At 64.2% G+C, this 13,797-nt stretch carries 12 protein-coding genes; 3 read left to right on the forward strand and 9 right to left on the reverse strand.

Features of this window, described 5'->3' with window-relative positions; translation table 11 throughout:
- Positions 1–36: 36 nt before the first annotated feature.
- From atpD to OA2633_RS08870, 4 genes are all read right to left on the reverse strand, one after another.
- Positions 37–1,476 (reverse strand): F0F1 ATP synthase subunit beta, encoded by a 1,440-nt coding sequence (gene atpD / locus OA2633_RS08855; RefSeq protein WP_009802196.1) that lies wholly within the window; start codon positions 1,474–1,476, stop codon positions 37–39.
- A 69-nt stretch (positions 1,477–1,545) separates the two neighbouring features.
- On the reverse strand, positions 1,546–2,430 hold the full coding sequence (locus OA2633_RS08860; protein WP_009802197.1) for a F0F1 ATP synthase subunit gamma: 885 nt from the start codon (positions 2,428–2,430) through the stop codon (positions 1,546–1,548).
- A gap of 86 nt (positions 2,431–2,516) precedes the next feature.
- Complete coding sequence (gene atpA / locus OA2633_RS08865) at positions 2,517–4,046, reverse strand: F0F1 ATP synthase subunit alpha (protein ID WP_009802198.1); 1,530 nt, start codon at positions 4,044–4,046, stop codon at positions 2,517–2,519.
- Positions 4,047–4,049: 3 nt separating this feature from the next.
- Positions 4,050–4,610 carry a F0F1 ATP synthase subunit delta gene (locus OA2633_RS08870; protein WP_009802199.1) on the reverse strand — a complete coding sequence of 187 codons (561 nt, stop codon included), beginning with the start codon at positions 4,608–4,610 and terminating at the stop codon, positions 4,050–4,052.
- Positions 4,611–4,979: 369 nt separating this feature from the next.
- Here OA2633_RS08870 and OA2633_RS08875 point away from each other — a divergent pair, with 369 nt between their 5' ends.
- Positions 4,980–6,191 (forward strand): aspartyl protease family protein, encoded by a 1,212-nt coding sequence (locus tag OA2633_RS08875; RefSeq protein WP_009802200.1) that lies wholly within the window; start codon positions 4,980–4,982, stop codon positions 6,189–6,191.
- Here OA2633_RS08875 and OA2633_RS08880 read toward each other — a convergent pair.
- Both OA2633_RS08880 and OA2633_RS08885 read right to left on the reverse strand, forming a co-directional pair.
- On the reverse strand, positions 6,169–7,032 hold the full coding sequence (locus tag OA2633_RS08880; RefSeq protein WP_009802201.1) for a hypothetical protein: 864 nt from the start codon (positions 7,030–7,032) through the stop codon (positions 6,169–6,171). The two genes, OA2633_RS08875 and OA2633_RS08880, sit on opposite strands and share 23 nt — an antisense overlap.
- Before the next feature lie 79 nt (positions 7,033–7,111).
- Complete coding sequence (locus OA2633_RS08885) at positions 7,112–9,292, reverse strand: primosomal protein N' (protein WP_083783250.1); 2,181 nt, start codon at positions 9,290–9,292, stop codon at positions 7,112–7,114.
- A gap of 127 nt (positions 9,293–9,419) precedes the next feature.
- Between OA2633_RS08885 and OA2633_RS08890 the strand changes: the two genes are divergently transcribed.
- Together OA2633_RS08890 and OA2633_RS08895 are read left to right on the forward strand one after the other, a co-directional pair.
- Positions 9,420–10,085, forward strand: coding sequence for a DUF484 family protein (locus OA2633_RS08890; protein ID WP_009802203.1), 666 nt, complete (start codon positions 9,420–9,422; stop codon positions 10,083–10,085).
- Positions 10,070–11,011, forward strand: a complete 942-nt coding sequence (locus tag OA2633_RS08895; RefSeq protein ID WP_009802204.1) for a tyrosine recombinase XerC — start codon at positions 10,070–10,072, stop codon at positions 11,009–11,011. Before OA2633_RS08890 ends, OA2633_RS08895 begins: the two co-directional genes overlap by 16 nt.
- Here the strand turns inward: OA2633_RS08895 and OA2633_RS08900 are convergent.
- The 3 genes from OA2633_RS08900 to OA2633_RS08910 all read right to left on the reverse strand — a co-directional run bounded on the left by OA2633_RS08900 (position 11,008) and on the right by OA2633_RS08910 (position 13,700).
- Positions 11,008–11,577, reverse strand: a complete 570-nt coding sequence (locus tag OA2633_RS08900) for a GNAT family N-acetyltransferase (protein ID WP_009802205.1) — start codon at positions 11,575–11,577, stop codon at positions 11,008–11,010. The genes OA2633_RS08895 and OA2633_RS08900 overlap by 4 nt on opposite strands.
- Before the next feature lie 111 nt (positions 11,578–11,688).
- Positions 11,689–13,092 (reverse strand): dihydrolipoyl dehydrogenase, encoded by a 1,404-nt coding sequence (lpdA, locus tag OA2633_RS08905; protein ID WP_009802206.1) that lies wholly within the window; start codon positions 13,090–13,092, stop codon positions 11,689–11,691.
- A gap of 152 nt (positions 13,093–13,244) precedes the next feature.
- Positions 13,245–13,700, reverse strand: coding sequence for a hypothetical protein (locus OA2633_RS08910; RefSeq protein ID WP_009802207.1), 456 nt, complete (start codon positions 13,698–13,700; stop codon positions 13,245–13,247).
- Positions 13,701–13,797: the final 97 nt, after the last annotated feature.

Below are 13,797 nucleotides of genomic sequence, written 5' to 3' on the forward strand. Positions count from 1 at the left end.
TCGCCGGCGCGCCTGGGGCGCGCCGACTGATCAGGCTTACGCAGCGTCAGCAGCCAGTTTCTCGGCTTTCTTCACGGCGTCTTCGATGGTGCCGACCATGTAGAAGGCCGGTTCCGGCAGATGGTCGTAATCGCCATCGCACAGACCTTTGAAGCCCTTGACGGTTTCCTCAATCGGCACCTGGATGCCCGGAGAACCGGTGAAGACTTCGGCCACGTCGAACGGCTGGGACAGGAAGCGCTCGATCTTACGGGCGCGCGCCACGACCAGCTTGTCCTCTTCGGACAGTTCGTCCATGCCCAGGATGGCGATGATGTCTTGCAGAGCCTTGTAGCGCTGCAGGATTTCCTGCACGCGACGGGCGGTCTGATAGTGCTCTTCACCCACGATGCGCGGCTCGAGGATCCGGGAGGTGGAGTCCAGCGGGTCCACAGCCGGGTAGATGCCTTTTTCCGCGATCGAGCGGTTCAGAACCGTGGTCGCGTCGAGGTGGGCGAAGGTGGTGGCCGGAGCCGGGTCGGTCAGGTCATCGGCCGGCACGTAAACGGCTTGCACGGACGTGATCGAACCCTTCTTGGTCGAGGTGATGCGCTCTTGCAGCGCGCCCATGTCGGTGGACAGGGTCGGCTGATAACCCACCGCGGACGGGATCCGGCCCAGCAGAGCGGACACTTCGGCGCCGGCCTGGGTGAAGCGGAAGATGTTGTCCACGAAGAACAGCACGTCCTTGCCTTCCTCATCGCGGAAGTATTCCGCCTGAGCCAGACCGGACAGAGCCACGCGAGCACGGGCGCCCGGCGGTTCGTTCATCTGGCCGAACACGAGGGCGCAACGCGACCCTTCAGCAGAACCGCCATTTTCCTTGGGGTCCTTGTTCACGCCGGATTCGATCATTTCGTAATAGAGATCGTTGCCTTCGCGGGTCCGCTCGCCGACGCCGGCGAACACGGAATAGCCGCCGAACAGCTTGGCGATGTTGTTGATCAGTTCCTGGATCAGAACCGTCTTGCCAACGCCAGCGCCGCCGAACAGGCCGATCTTGCCGCCTTTGGCGTACGGGCAGAGCAGATCCACGACCTTGATGCCGGTCGGCAGGATTTCAGCCTCGGTGGACTGTTCCTCGAACGCCGGAGCCGGACGGTGGATCGGCGCCATCATGGCGGCCTGCACATCGCCGGCTTCGTCGATCGGCTCACCGGTGACGCTCATGATGCGGCCCAGCGTGCCCGGACCCACCGGAACCATGATCGGAGACCCGGTGTCGGTCACTTCGGAACCGCGCTTCAGACCCTCGGTCGCGTCCATGGCGATCGTGCGGACCATATTCTCGCCCAGGTGCGACGCCACTTCCAGAACCAGCTTCTGGTCGCCGTTCTTGGTCTCCAGAGCGTTGAGGATATCCGGAAGACCGCCCTCGAACTCCACGTCCACGACGGCGCCGGTCACCTGCGCAATACGGCCTTTGAGCTTGCTCATCGTCTCAGCCTCTTTTCCAAACCTTGCAAGGCGCCGCGCCCGGTCGCCTGTCGTTCAAACTTGTTACGCTTACACCGCCTCGGCGCCGGAGATGATCTCGATCAACTCCTTGGTGATTTTCGCCTGGCGGGAGCGGTTGTATTCCAGATTCAGCTTGTCGATCAGCTCGCCGGCATTGCGGGTCGCTGAGTCCATGGCCGCCATCTTGGCGCCCATTTCACCGGCAGCGTTCTCCAGCAGGGCCGAGAGAATGACCGTATCCACATAACGCGGCAGCAGAACCTCGAGGATGCTCTCCTCGTCCGGCTCATAGCTGTAGATCGCGCCTTTGAGGTCGGGACGCTCGACGGTCTCGTCGATGGCGTCACGCGCCGGGATCAGCGTCTGAGCGCGGGGCTTCTGGCTGATCACGGAGACGAATTCCGAGCTGACGACTTCGCAGACATCAAACTCGCCCGCCTCGAACAGGGTGCGGATCTTGTCGCCGATCATCGCCGCGGTCGAACCATCGATGGACTTCACGTCCTTCAGTTCGACCGTGTCCACGATCTTGTCCTTGTGCAGACGCTTGAGGGCTTCATAGCCCTTCTTGCCGACCGTCAGGATCTTGACGGTCTTGCCGGCGCCGACCAGGGCCGCGACACGCTCGCGCGCCAAGCGCGCGATATTGGTGTTGAAGCCGCCGCACAGGCCGCGGTCCGCCGTGGCGACCACGAGCAGGTGGACATCGTCCTTGCCCGTGCCGACCAGCAGACGCGGCGCGTCCGGGCCTTCCATGGCCGATGACAGATTGGCCATAACCGCCGCCATACGCTCAGCGTACGGGCGCGCGGCTTCCGCGGCTTCCTGCGCCTTGCGCAGCTTGGCCGCGGCGACCATTTGCATCGCCTTGGTGATCTTCTTGGTCGATTCGACCGAGTTGATCCGGTTTTTCAGCTCTTTAAGGCTGGCCATTTGTCGTCCTCAGCCCAACCGCTTGATCCTGTCGGGGCAAGCCCCTCCAGAACGAGGAGGTTGGGCGCGCTTTCGCGCGCCCGTCCTTATGCGAAGTTCGCCGTGAAGGTCTCCAGCGTCGCTTTCAGCGCCGCCTCGGACTCGTCCGACAGTTTCTTGGTGTCGCGGATCGCGGCCAGAAGATCGGCTTTCTCGGCGTGCAGGTGACGCAGAAGCTCTTCTTCATAGCGACCGATCGCGGACACTTCGATCTTGTCCAGATAGCCGCGCGTACCGGCGTACATCACGCAGACCTGCTCTTCCATGGAGAGCGGGCTGAACTGCGGCTGCTTGAGCAGCTCGGTCAGACGCTCGCCGCGCGAGAGCAGCTTCTGGGTGGCCGCGTCCAGGTCGGAACCGAACTGGGCGAAGGCCGCCATTTCGCGATACTGAGCCAGCTCGCCCTTGATCTTGCCCGCGGCGGTCTTGGTCGCCTTGGTCTGAGCGGCGGAGCCCACGCGGGACACCGACAGACCCACGTTCACGGCCGGGCGGATACCCTGGTAGAACAGGTCGGTTTCCAGGAAGATCTGGCCATCGGTGATCGAGATCACGTTGGTCGGGATGTAGGCCGACACGTCGTTGGCCTGGGTTTCGATGATCGGCAGGGCCGTCAGCGAGCCCGAACCATGGGTCTCGTTCAGTTTCGCCGCACGCTCCAGCAGACGGGAGTGCAGGTAGAACACGTCGCCCGGATACGCTTCACGTCCCGGCGGACGGCGCAGCAGCAGCGACATCTGGCGGTAAGCCACGGCCTGCTTGGACAGGTCATCATAGATGATCAGGCCGTGCATGCCGTTGTCGCGGAAGTATTCGCCCATGGCGCAGCCGGTGAACGGCGCCAGGAACTGCATCGGCGCCGGGTCGGACGCGGTCGCGGCGACGACGATGGAGTATTCCATCGCGCCGTTTTCCTCGAGCGTCTTGACGACCTGAGCCACGGTGGAGCGCTTCTGGCCGACCACGACATAGACGCAGTACAGCTTCTGGCTCTCGTCATCACCCTGGTTCAGTTGTTTCTGGTTCAGGATGGTGTCGATGGCGATGGCGGTCTTGCCGGTCTGGCGGTCGCCAATGATCAGCTCACGCTGGCCACGGCCGACGGGGATCATGGAGTCGATCGCCTTTATGCCGGTCGCCATCGGCTCGTGCACCGATTTACGCGGCAGGATGCCCGGCGCTTTCACGTCCACGACGCGACGCTCGGCGGCGTCGATCGGGCCCTTGCCGTCGATCGGCTCGCCCAGCGCGTTGACGACGCGGCCCAGAAGGCCCTTGCCGACCGGGGCGTCCACGATGGAGCCCAGACGCTTGACGGTGTCGCCTTCCTTGATGCCCCGGTCGTCGCCGAAGATCACGCAGCCGACATTGTCGCGCTCGAGGTTCAGGGCCATGCCCTTCACGCCGCCCGGGAACTCCACGAGTTCGCCGGCTTGCACTTCGTCAAGACCGTACACACGAGCGATGCCGTCGCCCACGCTCAGCACCTGACCCACGTCGGAGACGTCGGCCTCTGCGCCAAAATTCTTGATCTGCTCTTTCAGGATCGCGGAGATTTCCGCCGCCCGGATATCCATGGCCTACGCCTCTTTCATCGTGTTGCGCAGCCCCTCCAGCTTTGTGCGGAGGGAGGAGTCAAACATGCGCGAACCGACCTTCACGATCAGTCCGCCGAGGATGTCGGGCCGCACTTGCGTACGGATATCCACATCCTGGCCCAATGCGGTTTTCAATGCCGCGGTCAGCTCTTTCAGCTGCGTTGCGGTCAGCTCGTCCGCCGTGGTGACTTCCGCCGAAGTCGCCCCGCGCTTGAGCGCCGCCAGCACCTTGAAGGCGCGCAGCATGTCCTTGATATCGCCCGAGCGGCCGTTATGGGCCGCAACAGCGATGAATTTCTTGGTGAGGTCCTGGGCGCCCAGCTTGTCCGCCAGGGCAGAGAGCACTGCTGATTTTTCAGCCGCGCCATACAGCGGGCTGGTCAGCGCGTCACGCAGATCTGCAGAGTCCGCGAGCACCGCGCCCAGCGCGTCCACGTCCTTCTCGACAGCCTCTGCCGCGCCCGCCTCTTCGGCCAGGTCGAACAAGGCGCGCGCATAGCGCTCGCCGGCCTCGCTCATGATCGCATTATCGACGGTGGTCACCGTTCTGCGCCGCTTTCTTCTCGTGATGCGCGTTTAGACCCCACCAGTGCGGTATTGCCCAAACGCTTGAAGGAACTTGGCTTCTTGCAAGACACACTAGGGTTACTGCCACGTGTGTCTCACAGCCCGGCGCCGAACTAGCACAGGGGTGCGCCCCCGGCAACACCATGGAGTGCGCGAAATAACCTCCTTCTGCGTCCCATGTGCTCCACCGGTCGCCCATTCCTCCGTCAACCCCGTGATCCGGCTCTGGCTGGACAAGGTCAAAAATTAAAGTAAGACTTTATGAACTCGAATTCACGGGACCAGACCAGGCGCAACCTCTAGCGTCCCGCACAACACCAGCCTCCGGCGCGAAAGAACACGGTCATGCAGCTTTGCACACTCTCCGCGATAACGGTCATCGCCGCCGCCAGCCTTGTGCAGGACGTGACGCCGCAAGAGGCTTTTCAGCGCGACATCCGGATCGAACGGCACGCAGAGATGAGCGAGATCGCGTTTGACTGGCGGCTCGACAAGATTTTCATCGCGGCGGAGGTGAATGGCCAGAGCGGCGACTTCATCTTCGACACCGGCTCCCCCACCATTGTGTCGCGCACACTGGCCGACAGGCTCGACCTTCGGATCATCGGGCAGAACACCGGACGGGACGCCCATGGCGCCGATGTGGTGATGGATATCGGCGTGATTGACACAATCAGGCTGGGCGACGTGGTGTTTCACGACGTCCCGGTGATGGTCTTTGATTTTGACGCGCTCGACCAGGGTGGCTGCTTCATCGAGGATGGCGTTATCGGCGCAGAACTCCTCAGCGGCGGCGCCTGGCGAATCGATCTGTCACGACAGACCCTGACGCTCGCCGCCAACGCCGAAGCTCTGCCCGCCCTGCCGGCCGGTCCCGAGAGCGCGCTGCATGATTTCGGCTATCCGCATCTGCCCATTCTCGACTATGCGATCGGTGAGATGCGCGACAAGGCTCTCTTCGACACGGGCTTCGGCGGCGAGCTGGCCCTCTTTGAACGGGCGGCGGAAACACAGGATGTCCAGCACCGCATCGTCCCGGGCACGCTTGAAATCGGTCAGGGCCGGGCCGGAGAATCAGCAGGCGGCTGGTCCGCCCCCGAGCCGCTGACCCGCGCCCGGCTCGAGGGCGTCTCACTGGACGGCCACACCCTGCCCCGCCTCTCCGCCAACCTGCGCCCGCTCGCGCCCACCCTGTTCGGCGCCGGTCTCCTGAACACGTATGTGATCACGCTCGATTATCCTCGAGGCCGGATCCGGTTCAGCCCGCTGGCCGAACCCCTGCCCGCTCACCCCAAGCAGGATTTCTCCATTGCGCTTGTGGACGATCATCCCGAGCTGGTCCGTCTTTATGACAACACCCCGGCGTCGCACGCAGGTCTGGAGGTCGGCGACGCCGTCCTGTCCGTGGATGGACGACGGCTTGAGACCGAGCCCCAGCAGGCGCGGTGCGAGACGGCCCTCTGGCTTGCTGACACGCTGGACGCCCAGTCCGTTCAGACCCTGACGATCTGGCGCGATGGCGAGGCGCGGACCATTACGTTGACTGATGATCACTAGGTCTTTTAACCGGATTAGCTTCAAGACAGGCCTTGTCCAGGAAACCTGCTAGTCCGTAGCGCGGTCTGCCCTGCGCCTCTTCGGTAATCGCTAGCGGGCTAAGGCCCCAGTCTTCGGCGACAAGATATGGAAGATTCTCGGCGTCTTCGCCTGATATCGCTTCTTCAAAGAGGCTGACAGGCAAAGCCTCGTCTCCATCCGCCCAGCGGCCATCCCAGCCCTTGCCCCATCCTTTCGTAGTTTCATTAAACATTCTGACTTCAACAGAGGTAGGCGCACCCACTTGCTGGCATATTCGGTCCAACGCATAGCGGAACGATCTTACGACCGTTCCAGAGCGCGCACGGTCCCAGCCGAAAAACACTGGCAGGTTTCGCTCCGCCGCCCCCATGTATCGGCAAAAATACTGTGCCTCGCCGAACGCTTCGGACAAAACCTCAAGAACAGGCCAAGCTTGATCCGCCTTCACCATGTCTCCGCCGATAAAAATAAAAACCCAACCATTGACGGAAGGCGAGACGAAGCAAGAGCAAAGCCGCTTATTCAAGGTGAAGGCCTTCGTGTCCCGTCCCCATTTCAATCCATTGCGCCAGTTGGAGTACTGGCTGTCAGACAAATTCAGGACCTGCGCAATCTTTCTGTGGTCTTCGCTGGGCACACACACCCATTCGCGCCAACGGTGCGGCTCAGCCGGATAGTCGGGCTCGCCGCCTCTTGGTGGCATGTTGAGAGGGGCAGGGGATTTAGCGCGCTGGATAGCTTTCAGCTCGGCGATAAGCCCCATCACCATGGCGGTGACGAGAATTGCAATCAGGATGACAAGAAAAATGGGGCTGAGCATGACCTGTCACTCTTCAGATCAGGCCGATCTACACGCCAGGGGCGCGTTTCCCAACCGATTTCCCTTTCCAGGGCTCTGGCTACAAAAACGAATACGGCTCGATATCCAGCACCACCCGGACCGCTGAGGGCGGTTTGATGCGGCCCATCCAGGCGCGCATGAAAGCCGACACATCCACATTCCGGGGCGCCTGCACCAGAAAGCGCCGCCGCCAGCGCCCGCGCACCACGCCCAAAGGCGCTTCGGCCGGGCCAAACACCTGCACGCCCTCTGACACCGGCGCGGCGCGGGCGATGGCGAGGCAGGCGTCATCGAGCTGAGCGGGGTCCGGGCCGGAGACGATCAAGGCGGCGAGGCGCCCGAACGGCGGCAGGCCGAGAATTTCGCGCATGCTGCGTTCGGCGGCCAGGAACGCATCCCGATCCCCGTTCGCTAGCGCCTGCAGAGCTTCGTGTTCGGGGTTCCAGGTCTGAAGGATCGCCCGGCCCGGCCGATCCGCACGACCGGCCCGCCCCGCCGCCTGCACCAGGGTCTGATAGGTGCGCTCACCGGCGCGCAGATCCCCGCCCGCAAGACCAAGGTCCGCGTCCACGACGCCCACCAGCGTCAGATGCGGGAAGTTGTGGCCCTTCGCCGCGATCTGGGTGCCCACCAGAATGTCGATCTCGCCGTCCTCCATGCGCTGGACGATGGAGCGGACGTCGTCGCCGGTCTGGGCGGTGTCGGACGAGAACACCTCCACCCGCGCTTCGGGAAAGCGCTGTCGCGCTTCCTCGGCGACGCGCTCGACGCCCGGCCCCACCCCGATCAACGAATCAGCCTCGCCGCATTCAGGGCAATGTTTCGGCTTGGGCATGGAGAAGCCGGTGACATGGCAGACGAGGCGTCCGGTGTAGCGGTGCTCCACCAGCCAGCGGTCGGCCTCGGGGCTTTTCATCTTGTGCCCGCACGCCTTGCACAGCACCAGCGGCGCAAAGCCGCGCCGGTTGAGATAGAGCATGGCCTGCTCGCCACGCGCCAAAGTCTCCGCGACGGCCTTGTGAAGCGGCGGGGACAGCCATTCGCCCTTCTCGGGCGGGCTTACGCGCAGATCCAGGAGCTCGATATCGGGCAATACCGCTCCGCCCGCGCGGCTCGGGAGCACCACATGCACATAACGCCCGGCCTCGGCGTTCACGAGGCTTTCAAGCGACGGCGTGGCGCTGGCGAGAATGCATGCCGCGCCCTGAAGCTTGGCCCGCGCCACCGCAAGGTCGCGGGCGTTATAGGTGAGGTTCTCGTCCTGCTTGTAGGTCGGGTCATGCTCTTCATCGACCACGATGCCGCGCAGATGGGTGAAGGGCAGGAAGATCGAGGAGCGCGCCCCCGCCACGATCCGCGCCCGACCCGACGCCACTTCGCGCCAGGTGCGGCGGCGGTCCTTGTCCGCCAGCCCGGAATGCCACAGCGCAGGCTCCACGCCGAACCGGTCCCTGAAGCGCTTCGTGACGGCCTGGGTCAAAGCGATCTCAGGCAGCAGAACCAGAATCTGCGCCTCGGGCTCGCGCCGCATCAGTTCGGCGATGGCCTCGAAATAGACTTCGGTCTTGCCCGAGCCGGTCACGCCATCCAGCAGCGCCGCCTGAAACCCGCCCGCCGCCACCAGACGCCGCAGGCTCGCGGCCGCTTCCGCCTGCACGGCGTTCAGCTCGACACCCTCGCGATAGGGGTCGGGCGTCTCGAACGGCGGATCGACGGGCGCCTCCTCGGCGCGCAGACCGCCCGCATCCGCCAACCCCTTCACAACCGAGCTCGACACGCCCGCCCGGCGCGCCAGCTCGGCCGCGCTGGCCGGGCCTTCCTGAGCGGCATCCAGCACCGCCCGACGCGCCGGCGTTAAACGCGCGAGGATCTGCCCGGTCGGATGGTAGAGCGTTTCGGTTGGCGAGGGTTTGAGCGCGCCGGGGCTTCTGAGGACCGCCCGCAACACAACGCCCGGCGGCTCCACCAGATAGCGCGCCGCCCAGTCGACAAACTCGCGCATGGGCGCGCTCAAGGGCGGGCCGCCGCGCAGATCATCCAGCGTCTTGAGTTTCCGCGAGCCGTCATCGGGCCCCACATCCCACACCACGCCCGGCGCGCTGCGCTTTCCCAGCGGCGCCAGCACATGATCGCCCGGCTTCACGCGCACGCCTTCGGGAACCGCATAATCGAACGGTTCGGGCAAGGGCATCGGAAACAGGACCGAAGCGCGTTGCGGAGATGAGTCGGGTTCGCTCACGAAAGAGGGCGTCCTGGCGCGGATTGATTCTGGATCAGTGTAACAAAGGGCAGGACGAACGACTCAGGGTTAACGCATTCACAAGCCGGGTCTGGCAGGTAGATCAGGTTGGCATGGAGTTCGATCAATGACCGCCCTTGAAACGCTGGACATGGAATCCCTGCGCGCCGCTTTGCGCGAACGTCCCGAGATCATCACCGGCGACCCGGAGCTGATGGCGCTGGCGCGTGATGCGGACAGCGGCGGCAGCGTGGTCGATCTGGCGCAACGCCGTCAGAAGAAACTCGAGAAAGACCTGCGCAAGGTGCGCGCCACCAATGACGCGCTGATCGCCCTCGCCAAGGCCAATATGGCCGCCCAAGCCCAGACTCATGCCGCCGTGCTCGCCATTCTGGAAGCTGAAGACCTCGCCGCACTCGACCACAAGCTCGCCAGCCGCGTCGCAGGCGCGCTGAGCGTGGACGCCGTGCGGGTGTTCCTCGAAGGCCATTCCCCGTTGAAGGACGCCAGCGCCATTCTGGGCTGTTCGCCCGAATTGACCCAGGCCTTGCTCGATGATGACAGCGAGCGACTGGGCCTTGTGAACGGGCGATTCGCCGACGCGCTCTATGGCCCGCTGGGCCCCAATCTGCGCTCTGAAGCCATCGCCCGCATGGAAATCGGCGGCCATCCGGGCATTCTGTGTCTGGCCAGCCGGGACGCGCGCGCCTTCACGGCGGATCAGGGCGCCGACCTCATTCACTTTCTCGCCCGCGCGCTCGAGCGCCGGATCGCGCCATGGCTGCGCAGCTAGCCGAACCCTCTCTGAGCGCGGACAAGGCCCTGTCCGCCTTTCTGAGCCATCTGGAAGGCGAGCGACGGCTGAGCCCGCGCACGGTCGAAGCCTATGACCGCGATCTGTCGGGCCTGTTCGAATTCCTGACCGGGCATCTGGGCGGACGGCTGACTCTGAAAGCGCTCTCCGACCTCTCCAGCGCGGACTGGCGCGCCTGGCTGGCGGATCGCCGCCGGGACGGGGTGGGCCCGCGCACCCTGCAACGCGGCCTGTCCGCGGCGCGGACCTTTTTCAGCTATGGGCGCAGACGCTGGGGCCTCGACAACCCTGCGCTCGGCCTCGTGGAATCGCCCAAGGCCCAACGCCGCCAACCGCGACCAGTCAGCGAGAGCGCGGCGAAATCCCTGCTCAAGGAAGCCGAAACCGGCGCCAAGGAGCCCTGGATCGGCGCGCGGGACGCCGCGGTGCTGAGCCTGCTCTATGGCTGCGGCCTGCGCATATCCGAAGCGCTGGCCCTGACCGGCCGCGATCATCCTCTGCCCGAGGTGCTGCGCGTTGCAGGCAAGGGCGGAAAGACCCGGATCGTGCCGGTGCTGCCCGCTGTGCGACAGGCGGTAAGCGCCTATGTGGACGCCTGCCCCTACCAGATCGAACGCGATGAACCGCTGTTCCGCGCCAGCCGCGGCGGCCCCTTGCAAGCCCGCGCCATGCAAAGCGCCATGCAGACCATGCGTAGCCGGCTGGGTCTGCCCGCGACCGCCACACCGCACGCCCTGCGGCATGCCTTTGCAACCCATCTTCTGGCCCATGGCGGGGATTTGCGGGCGATCCAAGACCTGCTGGGCCATGCCTCGCTCAGCACCACCCAGATCTATGCCGATATCGAGCAGAGCCGATTGATAGCGATCCACGCCGCCACCCATCCGCGGGCGCGAAAGGCCTAGCCCCGGTCGCGCGCGTAGAGCCGAACGGTTTCTCCGCTCTCGTCCGTCTCTTCGGTGATAAAGGTAAAGCCGGTCTTTTCCAGCACCCGGATCGAAGCCGTCAGGTGCGGCAGGGTGCGCGCGCAGACCTTGCGCACCGCGTCATGGCTGAACGCCCAGCCGACCAGGCCTTCCACCGCTTCGGTGGCGAGGCCCTGTTCGCGGAAGCTAGGCTGCATGGCGTAACCGATTTCCACCACGCCCTCGGCATCAGGCGGGCCGTGAAACCCGCCCACGCCCACAGCGCGATCCAGCCCGTCCGGCGTCCATCCCATGAGGAAGACCCAGCCGCGCCAGCCCGCTTCCTCAGGGGCCCTGTTCAGGATTTCGAGTTTTTCAGCGAGCTTGGGCTCATCATCGGTCACCGGCGGCCAGGCGGCTTCTCGCTCGGCGCCCAGCGCCTTGAAGAAGGCGGGCCGGTCCTCGATCTGGAGCCGGGCGAGCTCAGCGGTGATGGCGACCAGTCGCAAGCGCGCGCCTCGGATTTCGAGGGGCATGCGATCCTCTGTCTGCGCTGATGTGGTCATCGGCAAGCCTCCCGAGACGGTCCGGACGCGTTATGACGCACCGCCACACAAATGTCCTCAGACATTTTCGTGACATAGTCCCAAACGCGCCCGGAGGAAGTCTGGGACAGCCTACATCTGCATGGTCCAGCCTTCGACCCCCATGGCCGCCTGGCGGACGGCCTCGGACAGGGTCGGGTGGGCGTGGCAGGTGCGGGCGATGTCTTCGGACGCCGCCCGGAACTCCATCGCCACCGCCAGCTCGGCGATCAACTCGCCGGCGTTCGGGCCGACGATATGGGCGCCCAGGATCTCGTCGGTTTCCGCATCCGCAAGGATTTTCACGAAACCGTCGGTGGTGTGGTTGGTGCGCCCGCGCGAGTTCGCCATGAACGGGAAGGCGCCGGACTTGTACTTGCGGCCTGCTTCCTTGAGCTGTTCCTCGGTCTGACCGACCGAGGCGATCTCGGGATAGGTGTACACCACGTTGGGAATCACGTCGTAATTGACGTGGCCGGCCTTGCCGGCAATCAGCTCGGCGACCGCCGTGCCTTCATCCTCGGCCTTGTGGGCCAGCATCGGGCCGGAGGTCACATCGCCCACCACCCATACGCCCTCAGCGGACGTCTTGAAGTGATCATTGGCGATCATGCCACGCTTGTCGATCTCGATCCCAACAGTCTCGAGGCCCAGGCCTTCCGTGTACGGACGGCGACCGATGCAGACCAGCACGACATCGGCGTCCAGCACCTCTTCATCGCCGCCCTTGGCGGCTTCAGTGGAGACTTTCAGCTTGGTCTTGAGCTTTTCAACGCCCGTGACCTTGCGCGACAGCTTGAAGGTCATGCCCTGTTTCTCGAACAAACGCTTGGCCTGTTTGGACACCTCGCCATCCATGCCCGGCAGGGCGCGGTCAAGGTATTCGACAACGGTCACTTCGGCGCCCAGGCGACGCCAGACCGAACCCAGCTCCAGCCCGATCACGCCCGCGCCGATCACGATCAGCTTCTTGGGGACTTCCTTGAGCTCCAGAGCGCCGGTGGAAGACACGATACGCTCCTCGTCAATCTCCACGCCCGGAAGCGGGGTGACTTCGGAGCCCGTCGCGATGACGATGTTCTTGGCCGAAAGCTCGGTTTCCTTGCCGTCCTCATCAGTGACGATCACCTTGCCCTTGCCAGCAATACGCCCCTTGCCGCGCACATGATCGACCTTGTTCTTCTTGAACAGGAATTCGATGCCCTTGGTCAGGCCGTCCACAGCGTCGTTCTTCTGGCCCATCATCTTGTCGAGCTTGAGCGAGAGCTTGCCGACCTCGATGCCCATGTCGGCGAAATTCTTGTTTGCCTCTTCATAGAGCTCGGAGGCGTGCAGCATGGCCTTGGACGGGATGCAGCCCACATTCAGGCAGGTGCCGCCCAGCGTCTTGCGGGTTTCGATACACGCCGTCTTCAGACCCAGCTGGCCTGCGCGGATCGCGCAGTTATAGCCGCCGGGGCCGCCGCCGATAATCACCACATCATATTGATCTGCCATGGGTACACCGTCATCGGTAAACGCGCGCTCTGAGCGCGCTGGAGGGAAGTTAGCCGCACCCTACTCCTGACCATCCCCGCGTCAATGCGGCGAAGGACGCAGAGCGGCCATGCATTTACAGGTCGGCGTACCGGAGAAGGCTTTCAACCCCGTTACCGCAGGATTCCCGCCTTTACACCCCAGGCCGCAACCCGCCAGAAGGCGACAAGGCTCAAAAAGATCACGACAGAGAAAATCACCCCGCCCATCCCGTTCATCAGCTCATAGGCCGATGTCAGGCCGTAAAGGTAGGCGGCGCTAATGACGTATGTGGCGATGGAAACCAGAAAGAGCGGCGCGGCGTATTTCGTCCGGATCAGCAAGGCGACGCTGCCAAGCACGGCGCTCCAGACCGCAATGGCCCAGACCGCCTCGTACCAGAGCGGGAACCCCAGATAGAAGGCCAGCTGCTCTTCGGTGAAAGCGGCCAGATACGCCTCATTGCCCATCTGGGTGAGCGTATAGTCCATCGCGCCGAAGCCGTTCCAGATCAGCGCCAGAACGGCCACGATCCAGAACCAGATGGGTGTTTTCGGGCGTTCCGCCCCGGTTTCGATTGCATCGGTCATCAGAGTGCCTCCCCCAAGGTATATCCCTATTCTAGCCCTCAAGCCGCCCTCTCGCCCAGCCCCAAAAGACAAGCCCCGGCCGTTTCCGGCCGGGGCT

The organism is Oceanicaulis sp. HTCC2633, from assembly GCF_000152745.1.
GTDB lineage: Bacteria > Pseudomonadota > Alphaproteobacteria > Caulobacterales > Maricaulaceae > Oceanicaulis.

Bases quoted from the DNA above. Each gene is read 5' to 3' on its own strand.
- atpD (WP_009802196.1), bottom strand. From the start codon at position 1,476: ATGAGCAAGCTCAAAGGCCGTATTGCGCAGGTGACCGGCGCCGTCGTG.
- OA2633_RS08860 (WP_009802197.1), bottom strand. From the start codon at position 2,430: ATGGCCAGCCTTAAAGAGCTGAAAAACCGGATCAACTCGGTCGAATCG.
- atpA (WP_009802198.1), bottom strand. From the start codon at position 4,046: ATGGATATCCGGGCGGCGGAAATCTCCGCGATCCTGAAAGAGCAGATC.
- OA2633_RS08875 (WP_009802200.1), top strand. From the start codon at position 4,980: ATGCAGCTTTGCACACTCTCCGCGATAACGGTCATCGCCGCCGCCAGC.
- OA2633_RS08880 (WP_009802201.1), bottom strand. From the start codon at position 7,032: ATGCTCAGCCCCATTTTTCTTGTCATCCTGATTGCAATTCTCGTCACC.
- OA2633_RS08890 (WP_009802203.1), top strand. From the start codon at position 9,420: ATGACCGCCCTTGAAACGCTGGACATGGAATCCCTGCGCGCCGCTTTG.
- OA2633_RS08895 (WP_009802204.1), top strand. From the start codon at position 10,070: ATGGCTGCGCAGCTAGCCGAACCCTCTCTGAGCGCGGACAAGGCCCTG.
- OA2633_RS08900 (WP_009802205.1), bottom strand. From the start codon at position 11,577: ATGACCACATCAGCGCAGACAGAGGATCGCATGCCCCTCGAAATCCGA.
- lpdA (WP_009802206.1), bottom strand. From the start codon at position 13,092: ATGGCAGATCAATATGATGTGGTGATTATCGGCGGCGGCCCCGGCGGC.
- OA2633_RS08910 (WP_009802207.1), bottom strand. From the start codon at position 13,700: ATGACCGATGCAATCGAAACCGGGGCGGAACGCCCGAAAACACCCATC.